16 protein-coding genes are annotated in these 16,929 nt (G+C 71.9%); 10 read left to right on the top strand and 6 right to left on the bottom strand.

Features of this window, described 5'->3' with window-relative positions:
- Positions 1-41: 41 nt before the first annotated feature.
- Complete coding sequence (locus ACLQ2S_RS04525; protein WP_309222922.1) at positions 42-1,403, top strand: M16 family metallopeptidase; 1,362 nt, start codon at positions 42-44, stop codon at positions 1,401-1,403.
- 65 nt (positions 1,404-1,468) lie between these two features.
- The gene (dapB, locus tag ACLQ2S_RS04530; RefSeq protein WP_309222846.1) at positions 1,469-2,236 is read left to right on the top strand and encodes a 4-hydroxy-tetrahydrodipicolinate reductase; all 768 of its coding nucleotides are present in this window, start codon (positions 1,469-1,471) and stop codon (positions 2,234-2,236) included.
- A gap of 48 nt (positions 2,237-2,284) precedes the next feature.
- Here dapB and ACLQ2S_RS04535 read toward each other — a convergent pair whose 3' ends face one another.
- Positions 2,285-2,866: a GNAT family N-acetyltransferase gene (locus ACLQ2S_RS04535; protein WP_155215658.1), complete on the bottom strand. Its 582-nt coding sequence runs from the start codon at positions 2,864-2,866 to the stop codon at positions 2,285-2,287.
- 35 nt (positions 2,867-2,901) lie between these two features.
- Between ACLQ2S_RS04535 and ACLQ2S_RS04540 the strand changes: the two genes are divergently transcribed.
- Entirely contained in the window at positions 2,902-4,191 is a 1,290-nt protein-coding gene (locus ACLQ2S_RS04540) for a glycosyltransferase family 87 protein (protein WP_309222845.1), read from the top strand.
- Here ACLQ2S_RS04540 and ACLQ2S_RS04545 read toward each other — a convergent pair.
- A complete protein-coding gene (locus tag ACLQ2S_RS04545) occupies positions 4,087-4,641 on the bottom strand; it encodes a GNAT family N-acetyltransferase (RefSeq protein WP_155215657.1) in 555 nt (184 codons plus the stop codon). The two genes, ACLQ2S_RS04540 and ACLQ2S_RS04545, sit on opposite strands and share 105 nt — an antisense overlap.
- 78 nt (positions 4,642-4,719) lie before the next feature.
- Here ACLQ2S_RS04545 and ACLQ2S_RS04550 point away from each other — a divergent pair, with 78 nt between their 5' ends.
- The 6 genes from ACLQ2S_RS04550 to ACLQ2S_RS04575 all read left to right on the top strand — a co-directional run bounded on the left by ACLQ2S_RS04550 (position 4,720) and on the right by ACLQ2S_RS04575 (position 11,455).
- A complete protein-coding gene (locus ACLQ2S_RS04550) occupies positions 4,720-5,949 on the top strand; it encodes a winged helix-turn-helix domain-containing protein (protein WP_155215655.1) in 1,230 nt (409 codons plus the stop codon).
- Complete coding sequence (locus tag ACLQ2S_RS04555; RefSeq protein ID WP_375335305.1) at positions 5,946-6,539, top strand: DUF2752 domain-containing protein; 594 nt, start codon at positions 5,946-5,948, stop codon at positions 6,537-6,539. Before ACLQ2S_RS04550 ends, ACLQ2S_RS04555 begins: the two co-directional genes overlap by 4 nt.
- Positions 6,540-6,610: 71 nt before the next feature.
- Positions 6,611-7,354 (top strand): FAD-dependent thymidylate synthase, encoded by a 744-nt coding sequence (gene thyX, locus ACLQ2S_RS04560; RefSeq protein WP_155216084.1) that lies wholly within the window; start codon positions 6,611-6,613, stop codon positions 7,352-7,354.
- Between the two features lie 79 nt (positions 7,355-7,433).
- Complete coding sequence (dapA, locus tag ACLQ2S_RS04565; protein WP_155215653.1) at positions 7,434-8,360, top strand: 4-hydroxy-tetrahydrodipicolinate synthase; 927 nt, start codon at positions 7,434-7,436, stop codon at positions 8,358-8,360.
- A 52-nt stretch (positions 8,361-8,412) separates the two neighbouring features.
- Positions 8,413-10,104: a ribonuclease J gene (locus tag ACLQ2S_RS04570; RefSeq protein WP_309222843.1), complete on the top strand. Its 1,692-nt coding sequence runs from the start codon at positions 8,413-8,415 to the stop codon at positions 10,102-10,104.
- A 166-nt stretch (positions 10,105-10,270) separates the two neighbouring features.
- The gene (locus ACLQ2S_RS04575; protein WP_155215651.1) at positions 10,271-11,455 is read left to right on the top strand and encodes a S1 family peptidase; all 1,185 of its coding nucleotides are present in this window, start codon (positions 10,271-10,273) and stop codon (positions 11,453-11,455) included.
- Between the two features lie 49 nt (positions 11,456-11,504).
- On the opposite strand, the gene ACLQ2S_RS04580 is transcribed toward ACLQ2S_RS04575, so the two are convergent.
- Both ACLQ2S_RS04580 and ACLQ2S_RS04585 read right to left on the bottom strand, forming a co-directional pair.
- A complete protein-coding gene (locus ACLQ2S_RS04580) occupies positions 11,505-13,157 on the bottom strand; it encodes a YbjN domain-containing protein (RefSeq protein WP_425701173.1) in 1,653 nt (550 codons plus the stop codon).
- Positions 13,154-13,633: a YbjN domain-containing protein gene (locus tag ACLQ2S_RS04585; protein ID WP_425701174.1), complete on the bottom strand. Its 480-nt coding sequence runs from the start codon at positions 13,631-13,633 to the stop codon at positions 13,154-13,156. Before ACLQ2S_RS04585 ends, ACLQ2S_RS04580 begins: the two co-directional genes overlap by 4 nt.
- A 112-nt stretch (positions 13,634-13,745) precedes the next feature.
- Between ACLQ2S_RS04585 and ACLQ2S_RS04590 the strand changes: the two genes are divergently transcribed.
- On the top strand, positions 13,746-16,196 hold the full coding sequence (locus ACLQ2S_RS04590; protein WP_425701175.1) for a DNA translocase FtsK 4TM domain-containing protein: 2,451 nt from the start codon (positions 13,746-13,748) through the stop codon (positions 16,194-16,196).
- A gap of 70 nt (positions 16,197-16,266) precedes the next feature.
- Here ACLQ2S_RS04590 and ACLQ2S_RS04595 read toward each other — a convergent pair whose 3' ends face one another.
- Positions 16,267-16,494, bottom strand: a complete 228-nt coding sequence (locus tag ACLQ2S_RS04595) for a hypothetical protein (RefSeq protein WP_093410153.1) — start codon at positions 16,492-16,494, stop codon at positions 16,267-16,269.
- A gap of 84 nt (positions 16,495-16,578) precedes the next feature.
- On the bottom strand, positions 16,579-16,893 hold the full coding sequence (locus ACLQ2S_RS04600; RefSeq protein WP_155215643.1) for a DMT family transporter: 315 nt from the start codon (positions 16,891-16,893) through the stop codon (positions 16,579-16,581).
- Positions 16,894-16,929: the final 36 nt, after the last annotated feature.

The following is a 16,929-nucleotide window of genomic DNA, read 5'->3' on the forward strand; positions in this document are numbered from 1 at the left end:
TGAGCCGGACCCGGTATTCGTCCTCTCCCGGGGCCCGATCGGTGCCCCGTACCGGTCGACAGGCCACCGCGACCACTCGCGCCGCCGGTGGCTCGCCCCGCGCGGTGACCCGGACCCTGAGCGACGACCCGCTGGGCGGCACGGTACGTCGTACGGTGCTGCCGAACGGGCTGCGGGTGCTGACCGAGGCGATCCCGGCGATGCGCAGCGTCTCGTTCGGCATCTGGGTGGGGGTCGGCTCGCGGGACGAGACCGGGCCGCAGGCGGGTGCCGCCCACTTCCTGGAGCACCTGCTGTTCAAGGGCACCAACAAGCGGAACGCAATGGAGATCTCCTCGGCGATCGAGGCCGTGGGCGGCGAGACCAACGCCTTCACCACGAAGGAGTACACCTGCTACTACGCCCGGGTGCTCGACGAGGACCTGCCGCTGGCCATCGACGTCATGTGCGACCTGGTCGCCGACTCGGTGTTGGAACCGGCCGACGTGGAGACCGAGCGGGGCGTGATCCTCGAAGAGATCGCCATGCACGACGACGAGCCCGGCGACGAGGTGCACGACCTGTTCGCCCGGGCCGTCTACGGTGACCACCCGCTGGGTCGGTTGATTTCCGGCACGGTCGACACGGTCACCCCGATGACCCGTCGGCAGATCCAGAGCTTCTACCGGCGACGCTACGTCGCACCGCAGATCGTCATCGCCGCCGCCGGCAACCTCGACCACGCCGCCGTGGTGCGGCTGGTCCGCCAGGCCCTGCGGGGCACCCCGCTGGACACCGATCCGGCGGCGCCCGCCGGGCACCGGCCCGCCACCCCGGGCGTACCCACCCAGGCCGCCTCGGCGGTGGTGGAGGAGAAGGAGACCGAGCAGGCGCACGTCGTCCTCGGCTGCCCCGGCATCGACCGGCTCGACGAGCGCCGGTTCGCCCTCGGGGTGCTCAACAACGTGCTCGGCGGCGGCATGTCCAGCCGACTGTTCCAGGAGATCCGGGAGCGTCGGGGCCTCGCCTACTCCGTCTACTCCTACGCCAGCCAGTACGCCGACAGCGGCCTGTTCGGCGTCTACGCGGGCTGCGCGCCGGGCCGGGTCGACGAGGTGCTGGAGCTGACCCGGGCCGAGTTGGCGCGTACGGCCGCGCACGGCATCACCGAGGCGGAACTGGCCCGGGGCAAGGGGATGAGCAAGGGCTCGTTCGTGCTCGGTCTGGAGGACACCGGCTCCCGGATGAGTCGGCTGGCCAAGGGCGAGCTGCTCTACGGAGATCTGGTGCCGGTCGACGAACTGCTCGACCGGGTCGACGCGATCACCCTCGACGACGTCAACTCCCTCGCGGCCGACCTGCTGAGCCGGCCGATGTCCCTGGCGGTCGTCGGGCCGTTCGGCGGTCGGCAGTTCACCATCTGACCCGTACCCCGCAACGGGGTGGATCACGCGACGCGCCCCCGCCGGGGTGGGATAGGTTGTGCCGCGTGACTGACGAGCAGGAGACGGGTACGCCCGAGTCGATCAAGGTTGGTGTGTTGGGCGCCGGTGGCCGGATGGGTGCCGAGGTGTGCCGGGCCGTCGAGGCCGCCCCCGACATGACACTGGTGGCGACGGTCGACCAGGACGACTCGCTCAGCGACGCCGCCGCAGCGCAGGTGCTCGTCGACTTCACCACCCCCGACGTGGTGATGGACAACCTGCGCTGGTGCATCGACCAGGGCATCCACGCGGTGGTCGGCACCAGCGGCTTCACCGAGCGGCGGCTCGCGGAGGTACGCGGCTGGCTGGCCGACCGGCCCGAGGTGGGTGTGGTGATCGCCCCCAACTTCGGTCTCGGCGCGGTGCTGATGATGCAGTTCGCCGCCCGTGCCGCCCGCTACTTCGAGTCGGTGGAGATCATCGAGCAGCACCACCCACGGAAGCTCGACGCACCCAGCGGCACCGCCATGCACACCGCCCGCCTGGTCGCGGCGGCCCGCGCCGAGGCCGGCCTCGGTCCGGTACCGGACGCCACGAAGGACGAGTTCGCCGGTGCCCGGGGTGCGGACGTCGACGGGGTACGCGTACACGCCGTGCGGGCCACCGGACTGGTCGCCCACCAGGAGGTGCTCTTCGGCGCCACCGGCGAGACGCTGACCATCCGGCACGACTCGTACGACCGGGTCTCGTTCATGCCCGGCGTGCTGCTGGCGGTACGCGCGGTGGGTGACCGCCCGGGTCTGACCCTCGGCCTGGACGCCCTGCTCGACTGACCGTCGCCCGGCGGGAGGTCGGACCCCCGGCGGGCAACCAGGCCGTGCTCAGCCGGCCTGGGGCCCTTCGCCGGGCACGGCGACGTGCAGGCGTAGCTGGGGAACCAGCATGTCGTCGACGTCCAGCGCGCGTCCCGCCCCGTCGGGCTCCCAACCGGCGGTGGTGAGGAACTTCCGGGACGCCTGGTCGCCCTCGAACACCCAGGCCACCGCCCGGGCGAAGCCATCCTCCCGCCACAGGTCGACGCTGGCGGCGAGCAGCCGGGACCCGTGCCCGCGTCGGCCCCAGCGGGGCTCGACCAGCAGGTCGGTCACGGCCACCACGTCCGGGCCGAGTGCGTCGGCCGGCTCGTTCGGGGCCAGCGCCTCGGCGTCGACCGGACCGGAGGCGGCGAAGCCCACCAGATACGATTGCTCGGCCTGTTCGACGGCGACCAGTACGCGGTGGGTGTCGCCAGGGGGCTGGCGCACCGCGGCGTCCCAGCGCTCGGCCAGCGACGCCTCGTCGAGGCCGTCCAGCACGTCCCGGGGCAGCAGCCGCCGGTAGGCGACCCGCCAGGTCGCGAGCTGGATGCGGGCGATCTCGGCGGCGTCCTCGGGACGCGCCGGGCGGACGTACCCGAGACTCATGGCACGACAGCCTACGCAGGGCGAGGGAGGCGACGGTGGCGCAGGGTGCCAGGCGAACGGTCGGGCAGGCCGCCGTGGTGATCGTCCTCGCCGTCGCGGTGGCCGGTTTCCTGGCCGTGGCGGCCGTCCGGCACGGCTTCTTCGACCTGCACGTCTACCGGGGTGCCCTGGTCTGGTGGGTGCACGACGGCGGGGAGATCTACGACTACCTCAAGCCCGGCACCCAGTACGGCTTCACGTATCCGCCGTTCGCCGCGTTGGTGATGCTGCCGATGGCGTACCTGTCCTGGCACGCGGCGATCGTGGTGAGCGTCGCCGCCGGTGTGGTGACCAGCGCGGTGCTGATCTGGTGGCTGCTGGATCCGGTGTCCCGGCGGGTCGGCTGGACCCGCTGGTTCGCCTTCGCCGTGGCGATGTGCCTGGTCGCCGCCTTCGAGCCGATGCGCGAGACCATCAACTTCGGCCAGGTCAACACGCTGCTGCTCTTCCTGGTCGCGGTGGACCTGCTCCGGTTGCTGCCGAGGGGCAGCAGGTGGGCCGGGGTCGGCATCGGTCTGGCCACCGCGATCAAGCTCACTCCGGGCATCTTCATCGTCTACCTGCTGGTGACGCGACGCTGGCGTGCGGCGGTGACCGCGTCCGGGGCGGCGACCGCCGCGACCGTGCTCGCCGCCGCGCTCTTCCCGGACGCCTCCCGGGAGTTCTGGACCAGCGCGTTGTGGAACACCGGCCGGGTCGGTGAGTTGGCCTTCGTCTCCAACCAGTCGCTGCGTGGCGTGGTGGCCCGGCTCGACCCGCAGAGCCCCAGCACGCTGGCCTGGCTGGTGCTGGTCGCCGGGACGCTGGTGCTCTGGGCCTGGCGGTCCCGGGCTGCGGCGTCCGTCGGCGACGAGGCCACCGGACTGGCCCTGACCGGCGCGGTGATGTGCCTGGTCAGCCCGGTCACCTGGGTGCATCACCTGGTGTGGCTGCTGCCGGGCCTGCTGCTGCTGGTGGACCGGGGCATGGCCGCGCCGCCGGGCGGTCGCCGACGTCGGGTGCTGCTGGCGTGCGCCGCCATCGGGTACGCGTTCCTGATCAGCCGGATCGTCTGGGCGTGGGAGAAGGACTTCACCGGCCTCGACGGGTTCCTGTTCAGCAACACCTACGTCTGGATCAGCCTGGCGCTGCTGGCGTTCCTGCCGGTGGGGCGGCCGGTCGTACCCGGGTCGCCGGTGGACTCAGTCGCCGTCGAGTCGGCCGCTGTACCGCAGCTCGACCAGGTCGATCGCCGGTCGGCCACCGGACAGGGGGACCTGGTAGATCGACCGTTCACCGTCCGGTGACAACCCGGCCCGCTCGTAGAACCGGCGGGCCCGGTCGTTGTCGGCGAGCACCCAGAGGCGGTACGTCGTCCAGCCCAGTTGCCGCAGGCCCGCCCGAGCCGCCGCGAACAGGGCCCGAGCGGTGCCGTCACCCCAGTGGGCGGGCGTGACGTAGAGGCTGACCACCTCGCCGTGGGCCGGGTCGAGGTCGCCCCGGTCCTGGTTGTTGCGGTACGGACCGAAGGTGGTGAACCCGACGGTGGTGCCGTCCTCCTCGGCGAGCAGCGTGGTGAACGGGTGGTCCGGGTCGGCGGTGCCGAGGGCCCGGCGGCGCTGCGCCCAGGCCACCGGGTTGAGCCGGGCGAGCACCTCGTCCGGCATGATTCCGGCGTAGCCGGCCTGCCAGCCGCGCACGTGCACCCGGGCGACCGCCTCGGCGTCGTCGGGCTCCTCGCGGCGGATGCTGGGCATGGAAGTAGTTGTAGGCGGCCGGGGGTGGCAGGTCCAGCGGCCGCACCGATGTCGTACGCCTGTCGTAGCCTGCCCGCGATGGTCGCACCGGAATCGCTCTCGCTCGCCCAGGCCCGCCGCGTCGCGTTGGCTGCCCAGGGCTTCACCGACCCGGCACCCACGGCGGTGCCCACCCGTCGGCACCTGCGTCGGGTGCTCGACCGGGTCGGGTTGATCCAGATGGATTCGGTGAACGTGCTGCAACGGGCGCACTACCTGCCGCTCTACAGCCGGCTCGGGCCATACCCGACCGCCCTGCTCGACTCCGCCGCCTACCGCCGCCCGCGTGACCTGTTCGAATACTGGGGCCACGAGGCGTCGTTGGTGCCGGTCACCCTGCATCCGGCGCTGCGGTGGCGGATGGCTCGGGCCCGCACCGACGCCTGGGGCGGGATGCGGCGCATCGTCGCCGAGCAGCCCGCGCTGGTCTCGTGGGTACGCGACGAGGTGGCCGCCCGGGGGCCGCTGACGGCAGCGGAGATCGAGCACGACGGGCCCCGCCAGACCGGCAACTGGGGGTGGAACTGGTCGACGGTGAAGCAGGCCCTGGAGTATCTCTTCTGGGCTGGCGAGGTGTGCGCGGCGGAACGCACCGGTTCCTTCGCCCGTCGCTACGACCTGCCGGAGCGGGTGCTGCCGCCAGCGGTGTTGAACGCGCCGACACCGACCGACGCGGAGGCGTACCGCACCCTGGTGGGCATCGCGGCCCGGTCCCTCGGGGTGGCCGCCGAGCCGGAGCTGCGAGACTATTTCCGGCTGCCGGTGGCCGGCGCTCGGCAGGCCATCGCCGAGCTGGTCGAGGCGGAGCAGTTGCGGCCGGTCACCGTGCCGGGCTGGCGGCAGCCGGCCTGGTTGCACGCCGAGGCCCGACTTCCCCGCTGGGTGCGCGGCAACGGCCTGGTGAGCCCCTTCGACCCACTGGTCTGGGAACGTGCCCGTACCGAGCGGCTGTTCGACTTCAGCTACCGCATCGAGATCTACGTGCCCGCAGCGCGTCGCGTGCACGGCTACTACGTGCTGCCGTTCCGTCAGGGCGAACGCTTCACCGCACGGGTCGACCTCAAGGCGGACCGCAAGGCGGGGGCGCTGCTGGTCCCGGCCGCCTGGGTCGAGCCCGGCGCGGATCCGGGGGAGACTGCGGTCGCCCTGGCCGAGGAGCTGTACCGCCTCGCCGACTGGCTCGGCCTGGACTCGGTGGCACCACCGGCCGCCGGTGACCTGGCGGCTCCGCTGGCCGCCGCGTTGGTGGGCGTCGCCGGTGTACGGTGAGGTTCGTGACGAGCGTTGACCGATCGGACGCGGCTCAGCCGCACCCGTCCGCTGACCCGCACACCGGCCAGCCCTCCGGCGGACCGGCGGCGGGCGCACCTCAGGACTGGCCGGGCGGATATCCCGCCGGTTACCCGGTCGAGTCCGACCGGTTCACCCGGTTCGTGCAGCGGCTCCACGCCCGCACGCCACGCTGGGCGGTGCCGTTGGCCGCAGTCGGCTGTGTCGCCGCCGGCATCGGTTACACGCTGCTCAGTGACCCCACCCGCTCGGCGCCCGACGCCCTGCCGAGCTGCCTGCTCAAGATGACCACCGGGTTGGACTGCCCGGGGTGCGGCGGCACCCGCGCCCTCTGGTACGTGCTGCACGCCGATCTCCCGGCTGCGGCCCGGCACCACTTCCTCTTCGTCTTCGCGTTGCCCTTCCTGGCGTACTTCTTCATCGCCTGGGCCGGCGGGCGGGCCTTCGGTTGGCGACTGCCCGAGCTGCGGGTCGGCCCGAGACTGCTCGGCGGGTTCCTCGCCGCCTGGTTCGCCTTCTCGGTGATCCGCAACCTGCCCTGGCCGCCGTTCACCGCCCTCTACGTCTAGCGAGAGCCGGGACAGGCGAGCCGGAATTGGGTCGGCCCGGACGTGACCGTTAGAGTCGCGGCATGCCGGAGATGGTGCAGCCCCAGGTCAAGCTGATCGCGTGGACACACTTCGATCCGCCGGAGGATGTCCCGTGGTCGACCGATGCCGACGGTGGACAGGCGCTCGCGGAGTTCGCCGGGCGGGCCTGCTACCAGAGTTGGCGCAAGCCGAATCCGGCTACGGCCACCAACGCCGGATACCTGGCGCACATCCTGGAGGTCGGCCACCTCTCGGTGCTGGAGCACGGCTCGGTCAGCTTCTACTTCACCGGGGTGTCCCGCTCGTTCACCCATGAGCTGATCCGGCACCGGCACTTCTCGTACTCCCAGCTCTCCCAGCGGTACGTGCCGGAGCGGGACGCCGCGATGGTGGAGCCGACGGTGATCGCCGAGGATCCGGAGCTGCACAAGCGGTTCGTCGAGGCGGCCGAGGCGAGCGTACGCGCCTACAACGAGCTGCTGGAGGGGCTGGAGCGTCGTTTCGCCGACGTGCCCAACCCGACCCTGCGGCGCAAGCAGGCCCGCCAGGCGGCCCGTGCGGTGCTGCCGAACGCCACCGAGACCCGCATCGTGGTGACCGGCAACTACCGGGCCTGGCGGCACTTCATCGGGATGCGTGCCACCGAGCACGCCGACGTGGAGATCCGCGAGCTGGCGGTGGAGTGCCTCCGACAGTTGCAGCGGGTCGCGCCGAACGTCTTCGCCGACTTCACCATCTCGACGCTGCCCGACGGCACGGAGGTGGCCCAGAGCCCGCACGCCCAGACGTCCTGACCGGGCGTCAGGCCGCACGCCCGGGGACGGTGCGCCCTTCCCCGGTGGCCGGCTGCCGGCCGTCCGATAGGTTGTCACCATGACGCACGACCACCTTGACGCTCCGGTCCGGACTGTCTCCCGTCCGTTCGGCCGGGTGCTCACGGCCATGGTGACCCCGTTCACCGCGGACGGGGCGCTCGACCTCGACGGCGCGGCACGGCTCGCGGACTATCTGGTCACCGAGCAGGGCAACGACGCGCTGGTGGTCAACGGCACCACCGGCGAGTCGCCGACCACCACCGACGCGGAGAAGGAGAGCCTGATCCGGGTCGTGGTGGAGACCGTCGGTGACCGGGCCCGGGTGGTGGCCGGGGTCGGCACCAACGACACCCGGCACACCATCGAGCTGGCGTCCTCGGCGGAGAAGGCCGGTGCGCACGGGTTGCTGGTGGTCACGCCGTACTACAACAAGCCGCCGCAGGCCGGTCTGCTTCACCACTTCACCGCGGTGGCCGACGCCACCGGGCTGCCGGTGATGCTCTACGACATCCCGCACCGCACCGGTGTGGCGATCGAGACGGAGACCCTGGTCCAGCTCGCCGAACACGGCCGCATCGTCGCGGTGAAGGACGCCAAGAGCGACCTGACCGCGACGAGTTGGGTGACCAGCCGGGCAGAGCTGGCGTACTACAGCGGCGAGGACTCCCTCACCCTGCCCGCCCTGGCCGTCGGCTGTGTCGGCGTGGTGGGTACCTCCACGCACTTCACCGGCGCCGAGACCAAGCGGATGATCGAGGCGTACGACACGGGGGACACGGCGACCGCGCTGGCGTTGCACCGCCGCCTGCTGCCGCTGTTCACGGGGATCTTCCGTACCCAGGGCGTGATCCTGGTCAAGGCCGGCCTGACGGCGCAGGGCCTGCCGGCCGGGCCGGTCCGGCCGCCGTTGGTGAACGCCACCGACGGGGAGATCGCCCAACTGCGCGCCGACTGCGCTGCGGCGGGCCTGCCGCTCCCCGAATGATCAAACGACACGACGGACGCCGGGTGACGGCGTCACAGAATGAGGTGAACGCGTGACCGAGGCGCGCAACGAGGAGGCCCAACTTCCCCCGCCGCTGCCGGAGGGCGGACTGCGGATCATACCGCTCGGCGGGCTCGGCGCCATCGGCCGGAACATGACCGTCTTCGAGTACGACGGCAAGCTGCTGGTCGTCGACTGCGGGGTGCTCTTCCCGGACGTCGAGCAGCCCGGTGTCGACCTGATCCTGCCGGACTTCGCCCCGATCCTCGACCGGCTCGACGACATCCAGGCGATCGTGCTGACCCACGGCCATGAGGACCACATCGGTGCGGTGCCCTACCTGCTCGCGCACAAGCCCGACATCCCGCTGGTCGGCTCGCAGTTCACCCTGGCGCTGGTGGAGGCGAAGCTGGCCGAGCGGCGCATCCAGCCGTACACCCTGACCGTGCGGGAGGGCGGCCGGGAGCGGCTCGGCCCGTTCGAGTGCGAGTTCTTCGCCGTGAACCACTCGATCCCCGACGCGCTCGCGGTGGCCATCCGGACCCCGGCCGGGCTGGTGCTGCACACCGGCGACTTCAAGATGGACCAGTTGCCGCTGGACGGCCGCATCACCGACCTGGCCGGCTTCGCCCGGCTCGGCGCCGAGGGCGTGGACCTGCTGCTGTCGGACTCCACCAACGCGGAGATCCCGGGCTTCGTCACGCCAGAGCGGGAGATCGGCCCGGTCCTCGACGCCATCTTCACCAAGGCCCGGGGCCGGATCATCGTCGCTTCCTTCGCCTCTCACGTGCACCGGGTCCAGCAGGTCTTCGACTCGGCCGTGGAACACGGTCGCAAGGTCGCCCTGATCGGTCGGTCGATGGTCCGCAACATGGGCATCGCCCGGGATCTGGGCCTGTTGAACATCCCTCCCGGCCTGGTGGTCGGGTTGGACGAGGCGACCTCGATGCCGCCCGAGCAGATCGTGCTGATGTCCACCGGGTCGCAGGGCGAGCCGATGAGCGCGTTGGGCCGGATGGCCAGCGGCGACCACCGGCACATCACCATCGCACCCGGCGACACCGTGGTGCTCGCCTCGTCGCTGGTGCCGGGGAACGAGACCTCCGTCTACCGGGTGATCAACCGGCTGGCCCGGGCCGGTGCGGTGGTCGTGCACAAGGACGTGGCGAAGGTGCACGTCTCCGGCCATGCCCCGGCCGGGGAACTGCTCTACCTGCTCAACGTGGTCCGGCCCAGCAACCTGATGCCGGTGCACGGTGAGTGGCGGCACCTGCGTGCCCACGCCCGGCTGGGCATCGAGTCCGGCGTCGCGCCGGACCGGGTGGTGCTCTGCGAGGACGGCGACGTGGTCGACCTGGTGGAGGGTCGGGCCAGCCTGGTGGGGCACGTCAAGAGCCGGTACGTCTACGTCGACGGTCTGGCCGTCGGCGACGTCAGCGAGTCGCTGCTCACCGAGCGGCGCATCCTCGGCGACGGCGGTTTCATCGCCGCGACCGTCGTGGTCGACTCGGTCACCGGCAAGGTGGTCGCCGGCCCGACCGTGTCGGCCAAGGGCTTCTCGGAGGACCCGGGTGCCTTCAACGCGGTGATCCCACTGGTCACCGAGGCACTCAACCGGGCTGCCGGGGACGGGATCACCGACCCGCACCAACTTCAGCAGATCGTCCGGCGCACCGTCGGCCGCTGGGTCAACGACGCCTACCGTCGTCGCCCGATGATCGTGCCGACCGTCGTCGAGGTCTGAACACCGGGCGTACCGGACTGATTCCGATGGGCCACCACAATCGGCCGGTGGTGGCCCATTGGCCGCATTCCAGCGATTAGTCGGCTTCGCGTTCAACCGATCGGGCCTGGTGCCCGTACTCCGGGCCGGCAGGCGTACCCCACGCCCGCCGGGAGGAGCATGGCGGATGGACCGCAGACGATTGACAGCCATCGGTGTCGTGGTGGCGGCCCTGGGCGCGGCGGCGGCCGTTGCCCTGCCGTCGTTCGCCGGTGACGGTGGCACGCCGGTCGGCGCACCGACCAGCGGGGCAGTGGAGGGCGCCGACCCGGAGGTGGTCGAGGCGATGCGGCGGGACCTGCGACTGGACGACTCGCAGGTGGCCGCCCGGCTGAAGACCGAACGCTGGGCCTCCGGGGTGGTCGACCGGCTCCGGGCGGACCTCGGCGCGGCCTACGGCGGCAGCTGGCTCAGCGCCGACGGCAGCGAACTCAACGTCGCGGTGGCGAACGCGGCTCAGGCGCAGCGGGTGCGGGACGCCGGGGCGGTGCCGAAGGTGGTCGAGCGTGGGGTCGGCCAGCTGGACACCCTCAAGAGCCGGATGGACCGTACCGCCGCCCGCGCCCAGCAGGTGTCCGGCTGGTACGTCGACGTCGCGTCGAACACCGTCGTGGTCCTCGCGGAGCCGGGTGCGGAGGCAGCCGGTTGGCGGTTCGTCTCCCGCGCCGGTGTGCCGCGATCGGCGGTGCGGATGGCCACCGAGGAACGGCCGCGACTCTTCGCCGACGTCCGTGGCGGCGAGCCGTACTTCATCGGCAGCGGCCGGTGTTCGGTCGGCTTCGCGGTGGTCGGTGGCTTCGTCACCGCAGGCCACTGTGGTCGGGTCGGTGACCGCACCACCGGTGCCGACCGGGCACCGCAGGGCGTGTTCCGAGCGTCGTCGTTCCCCGGTGACGACTGGGCCTTCGTGCAGGTCAACAACAACACCCGGGTGCTGCCGGAGGTGACCGACTTCCGGGGTGGCGTGGCCCGGGTGGCCGGTTCGCAGGAGGTGCCGGTCGGTTCGTCGATCTGCCGCTCCGGTTCCACCACCGGAGTCAGGTGCGGCACGGTGCAGGCCCGCAACGTCACCGTCCGCTACCCGCAGGGGCTGGTCGGTGGGCTGGTGCGGACGAACGTCTGCGCCGAGCCGGGTGACTCCGGTGGCTCGTGGATCTCGGGTAACCAGGCGCAGGGCGTGACCTCCGGTGGTTCCGGGGACTGCGTCCGTGGTGGCACCACGTTCTACCAGCCGGTCAACGAGATCCTTCAGCGCAACAACCTGACCCTGCTCACCACGCAGAACTTCCGCGCGCTGGGCGGCCGGCGCTGATCCGCCTTCCCGGTCGGGCGGCACCGCCCGTCCGGCCGGGAACGGGTGGTCAGGGCAGGGCGGCAACCGCTTCCGCGTACGCCGCGCCGGTGCGTACCGCCGCGTCGACCAGCACCGTGACCTGAACCGGCGCGACCCCGTACGCCAGGTCGGTGCTCACCTCACCGGCCAGCACCAACTCGCCGTCGCCCGGGTCGTGCACGTACGCCTTGGGCAGCAGCCGTTCCCGGTTCCAGCCGTCGCAGAAGGCGTACGCCTCGGTGCGTCGGCTCGCCGCCAGCCGCCGCCCGGCCACCACCCGGGCGTGCAGGATCTCCTGGCGACTTCCCGCCCGCCGGAACTGGATGACCGCGTCGCCCCAGCGGCCCAACACGGTGCCGGCGGCGTCGACGGTGTAGCCGTCACCCCGCCGGTCCAACGCCTCCGTGATCATGGCCACGGTCAGCGTGCCGATCTCATCCATGGCCGGTCCGGCGGTCCCACCGTCCGCACCCGGCGTCGCCTCGGAGTCGAGTTCCTCGTCCGCTCCGAGTTCCTCGTCCGGCCCGGGCTCGTCGTCCGGTTCAAGGTCGGCGGGGAGCGGCACCGCCGGGGCGAGGGGACGCTCCGCCAGCCAGGCCGCCATTCGGCCGGACTGGTGCCCGGTGCCGTTGCGGGCGTCGAAGCTACCGGCCAGGGTGGTCGCCACGGCGAGCAGTTCGGTGCCGAGCCGACTCACCGGGACCTCGGCGGCCGGTCGCCCACGGTACGCCGGTCGACGCACCGCCCGACCGGCGACCGCCTCGCCAGCCAGCGCGCAGACCAGCGCACCCGCCGCCGCGAACTCCATCACGGACAGATCCTCGTGCGGTTCGTCCAGTCGGGGCAGTTGCTCGACGAGGATCTCCAGACCCCGGTCGAGGTGTCCACCCAGCGCACAGAAGCGCAGATGCGTGGCGAGATACCCGAACCCGTCAGGTTCCGTCCGGTGCCGTCGGTACGCCCGTACGTGGGCATGGGCCGCCCGCTGCACGTGGCCCGCCCGGAGCCAGGGCAGCAGCGCCGTGGTCAGCGCCGCCTCCGGCTGCGCGGTGCACCCGGCCGGCGCGTGGAGCAGCGGATCGAGCACGTCGAGTGCGGCAGCCCAGTCACCCCAGCCGGCCAGCAGCTCCGCCTGGCGGACGGGCAGGCAGTCGGGGCAACCGGCGACCGGTTCGGGGGTGCTGACCCGCCACCGGGCCAGCCAGCGGCGGGCGGCAGGCTCGTCGCCCACGTGGTCGGCGATCCGGCAACGCAGTTGCGCCACCAGCGCCCCGTTCGCCGCTCCGGCCTCCCCGGTGAGCCCGTCCAGGACGCCGTACGCCTGGTCCAGGCCGATGCGGGGGGTGCCGAGCGACGCCTCGACGGCGTAGCGCCGGTAGCGGCGCAGGGCGTCGTCGTCCGGTCCCGCAGCAGCCAGGTAACGCTGCACGGGTTCGAACAGTCGCCACCGCTCGCCGTCCCGCAGGTGCGTCTCGACCAGCTCGGACCAGGCGTCCAGCGCGATCCGCCGATCGCCGTCCACCTCGGCGAGAGCGGCGATGCGTTCCAGTTCACCGACCCGGGCCTCGCCGTCGGGCATGTCGCGGGCGTCGGCGAGTCGGGGGCGTACCCGGTCGGCGGCCCGGCCGCTGACCCGGGCCCGGCCACGGCTGCCGTCACCGCTCGGCGTCGGCCCGATCATCGGTGCGCCGTCCCCGCGAGCCGACCCACCTCGTCGGCCAGCCGGCAGCCGGCCGAGATGCCCCGGTCGAGCAGCCGGTCCAGCTGGTGCGGTGTGACACCCCGCTCCAGGTCGGTGATGACCTCGCCGCAGACCCGGGCCCGACCGGCGTCGTCGACGTGCACGAACGCCTTCGGCCAGAACCGGTCGTGGTTCCAGGTGTTGCAGAACTCGCGCAGCCGAGGCACCTCGTCCACGGCGAACGGGTGGGCGGCGACGGTACGCACCTGGAGCACCTCCCCGGCGTCTCCGGCCAGGAGGAACCAGATGTGCCCCTGCGCCCACCTGCCCACCAGCGCCCCGTCGGCGTCGCCGGCCACCACATGACCCCGGTGGGCCAGGACGGCGGCGATGAGGTCACGGGTCAACGGACGCAGCGTCGCCGGATGACCCGCCAACGGGTCGCCGGTGCGGTCCTCGAATTCCGGCGACCCCATCGGACACTCCCTTGCGAGGCGAATATCACGGCAGGTGGCGGGTAGCGCGCTGCGACACGCGGAGCGACCAGGTTGACCGGCCAATCACCCGGCCCGCCGTTACGGTGATGCTATGGCGGGCCGTACCCCTCAGGCGAGTCGGCGGCGCGGCGCGTCGCCGCGTGGCGGCACGAACAGTCGTGCCCGTCAACCGGCCAAGAAGACCCGTGCGCCGGTGCGCCGCCGCACCACGACGAGAGGGCCTGGCCCCGCCGCGTACGTCGGTCGAGGGCTTCGGGCCCTCTGGATGGGGCTGGCCCACGGGGTCGGTTGGGCGGTGCGTGCCGTGGGCCGGCAGGCCGCCTCGGCCCGTGAGCTCGATCCGGAGCACCGCCGCGACGGCGCCGGCCTGCTGCTCATCGGTCTCGCCCTGCTCGGCGCGGGGGCGCTCTGGTTCTCGGCGGCCGGGCCGGTCGGTGCCCGACTGGCCGACACGGTGCGGCTCTTCCTCGGTGCCATCTCCATCGTGGTGCCGGTGCTGCTGGGGATCGGCGCATGGCGGCTGATGCGGGAGCCCGGCGACCCCGAGCACCGGGGGCGCGGGCTGGTCGGCTGGGGGTCCATGCTGGTCTCCACCGCCGCGCTGCTGCACATCGGTCAGCAGCCGGGCGACCCCGGCGAGCGGGATTTCGCCGGTGGCCTGATCGGCGCGGGCGTGGGCAGCGTGCTGGAGCGCGCGGTCACCGCCTGGGTGGCGGTGCCGCTGCTGGTCCTGCTGCTGGTGTTCGGGTTGCTGGTGGTCACCGCGACCCCGATCAACAAGATCCCCGAGCGGCTGGGGCTGTTGGCCGGCAGCGTGGTCGGGCAGGACGACACGGAAGAGGCCGAGGCGCCGACGGCACGGACCAAGCGCCGCCCCGCCAAGCGGGCGGCGCCACCACCGGTGGACCCGGACGAGTTCGAGGACCTGGACGGCGCGGATCTCCAGGAGACCATGGTCCTGCCGCGCAAGCCGCCGTCGCGGGTGCCGGCCAGTCGCAAGCCCGCCGAGCCGCCGGAGCACTCGCCCGCACCGACCCGGGCCGAGCAGCTCGCGTTGACCGGCCTGGCCGGCGACTACACGCTGCCTCCGTCGAACATGCTCAGTAGCGGGGCGGCCCCGAAGACCCGCAGTAAGGCCAACGACGAGGTGATCGCCGCTCTCACCGGGGTCTTCGACCAGTTCGACGTGGACGCGGCGGTGACCGGCTTCACCCGGGGACCGACGGTGACCCGCTACGAGGTCGAGCTGGGGCACGGGGTGAAGGTCGAGCGGATCACCCAGTTGTCGCGCAACATCGCGTACGCGGTGAAGTCGCCGGACGTACGCATCCTGAGCCCGATTCCGGGCAAGAGCGCGGTCGGTGTGGAGATCCCGAACACCGACCCGGAGAACGTGGCCCTCGGTGACGTGCTGCGCTCGCGTGCGGCCACCAGCGACCACCATCCGATGGTGGTCGCCCTCGGCAAGGACATCGAGGGCGGCTACGTGGTGGCCAACCTGGCGAAGATGCCACACATCCTGATCGCGGGGGCCACCGGCGCGGGTAAGTCGAGCTGCCTGAACAGTCTGCTCATGTCCATCTTGACCCGGGCGACACCGGACGAGGTAAGGCTGCTGCTGATCGACCCGAAGCGGGTCGAGATGACCGGCTACGAGGGGATCCCGCACCTGGTCACCCCGATCGTGACCAACGCCAAGAAGGCGGCCGACTCGCTGGAGTGGGTCGTCCGCGAGATGGACATGCGCTACGACGACCTCGCCGCCAACGGGGTCCGGCACATCGACGACTTCAACCGGAAGGTGCGCAACGGCGAGATCAAGGCACCGCCGGGCAGTGAGCGTGAGTTGCGTCCCTACCCGTACCTGCTGGTGATCGTGGACGAGCTGGCCGACCTGATGATGGTCGCCCCACGCGACGTGGAAGACTCGATCGTGCGGATCACGCAGCTCGCCCGAGCCGCCGGCATCCACCTGGTGCTCGCCACCCAACGGCCCTCGGTCGACGTGGTGACCGGCCTGATCAAGGCCAACGTGCCGTCCCGTCTGGCCTTCGCCACCTCGTCGCTGGCCGACTCGCGGGTCATCCTCGACCAGCCGGGCGCGGAGAAGCTGCTCGGCCGGGGCGACGGGCTTTTCCTGCCGATGGGCGCCTCGAAGCCGGTGCGGATCCAGGGCGCCTGGGTGACCGAGCGCGAGATCAACGATGTGGTGAAGTTCTGCAAGGACCAGCGTGAGCCGGAGTTCCGCCCGGATGTGCTGGCCCCCGCGCAGGACAGCAAGAAGAAGATCGACGAGGACATCGGCGACGACCTGGATCTGCTGGTGCAGGCGGTCGAACTGGTGGTCACCTCGCAGTTCGGTTCCACCTCGATGCTGCAACGCAAGCTGCGGGTGGGCTTCGCGAAGGCGGGCCGGCTGATGGACCTGATGGAGACCCGGGGTGTGGTCGGCCCGTCAGAGGGTTCCAAGGCACGTGACGTGCTCGTCAAGCCGGACGAGCTGGAAGAGGTCCTGGCGGGCTTGCGGGGCGGCGAGGACTGACCGCCCCGTCGACGCGAAACGGCCCGCCGGGTGGTGCGGCGGGCCGTGTCGTCAGAGACCGGAGAGAGGTTCAGAGCGCGCTGAGGATCAGCATGCTCAGCAGCATGGCGACCACGTTGGCCGCGGCGGCGTACCAGCCGAGCGGCTTGTCACCGAGAACCGCGCCGACGACGCCGAGGACCAGACCGATGACTCCGAAGAGGATCGGGTTGAGTAGTAGCGCGAGTACCGCGCACACGAAACCCACGATGGTGCAGATGCGGGCGGCGCTGGTCGAGCGGACGGTGCTGGTGGCCATCTTTCCCTCCAAGGGGTGCGTCTGATGTCTGCCGTCCGGTCTCTACCCACTCGGGGCGTTCGCCACGCCCGTTCCGTCCGGGCGTCAGTGGAAGAGCTTGAGGCCGATCACGCCCGCCACCACCAGCAGCAGGCAGAGCACGCGGGGGAGGTTGGCCGGTTCGCCGAGCGCCACCATGCCGACGACTGCGGTGCCGACCGCACCGATTCCGACCCACACCGCGTAACCGGTGCCGACCGGGATCTCCCGCAACGCGAATGCCAACCCGATCATGCTCAGCACCAGGGTGATCGCGAAGACCGCCGAGGCGACGGGTCGGGTGAATCCGGCGGAGCGGTCCAGGGCTACCGCCCACGCCGTTTCGAGTAGTCCGGAGAGCACCAGCACGATCCAGGCCATCGGGTCACCTCGTCGAACAGTGGCCCGGCCACCAAG

This window comes from Micromonospora sp. DT48 (genome assembly GCF_049844495.1).
GTDB lineage: Bacteria > Actinomycetota > Actinomycetes > Mycobacteriales > Micromonosporaceae > Micromonospora.

What these genes read in the sequence shown, in the direction of transcription:
- dapA (WP_155215653.1), top strand. Translation starts at nt 7,434, where the DNA reads ATGACGCACGACCACCTTGACGCTCCGGTCCGGACTGTCTCCCGTCCG.
- ACLQ2S_RS04585 (WP_425701174.1), bottom strand. Translation starts at nt 13,633, where the DNA reads ATGGGGTCGCCGGAATTCGAGGACCGCACCGGCGACCCGTTGGCGGGT.
- ACLQ2S_RS04580 (WP_425701173.1), bottom strand. Translation starts at nt 13,157, where the DNA reads ATGATCGGGCCGACGCCGAGCGGTGACGGCAGCCGTGGCCGGGCCCGG.
- ACLQ2S_RS04535 (WP_155215658.1), bottom strand. Translation starts at nt 2,866, where the DNA reads ATGAGTCTCGGGTACGTCCGCCCGGCGCGTCCCGAGGACGCCGCCGAG.
- ACLQ2S_RS04595 (WP_093410153.1), bottom strand. Translation starts at nt 16,494, where the DNA reads ATGGCCACCAGCACCGTCCGCTCGACCAGCGCCGCCCGCATCTGCACC.
- ACLQ2S_RS04575 (WP_155215651.1), top strand. Translation starts at nt 10,271, where the DNA reads ATGGACCGCAGACGATTGACAGCCATCGGTGTCGTGGTGGCGGCCCTG.
- ACLQ2S_RS04545 (WP_155215657.1), bottom strand. Translation starts at nt 4,641, where the DNA reads ATGCCCAGCATCCGCCGCGAGGAGCCCGACGACGCCGAGGCGGTCGCC.
- ACLQ2S_RS04600 (WP_155215643.1), bottom strand. Translation starts at nt 16,893, where the DNA reads ATGGCCTGGATCGTGCTGGTGCTCTCCGGACTACTCGAAACGGCGTGG.
- thyX (WP_155216084.1), top strand. Translation starts at nt 6,611, where the DNA reads ATGGTGCAGCCCCAGGTCAAGCTGATCGCGTGGACACACTTCGATCCG.
- ACLQ2S_RS04590 (WP_425701175.1), top strand. Translation starts at nt 13,746, where the DNA reads ATGGCGGGCCGTACCCCTCAGGCGAGTCGGCGGCGCGGCGCGTCGCCG.
- ACLQ2S_RS04550 (WP_155215655.1), top strand. Translation starts at nt 4,720, where the DNA reads ATGGTCGCACCGGAATCGCTCTCGCTCGCCCAGGCCCGCCGCGTCGCG.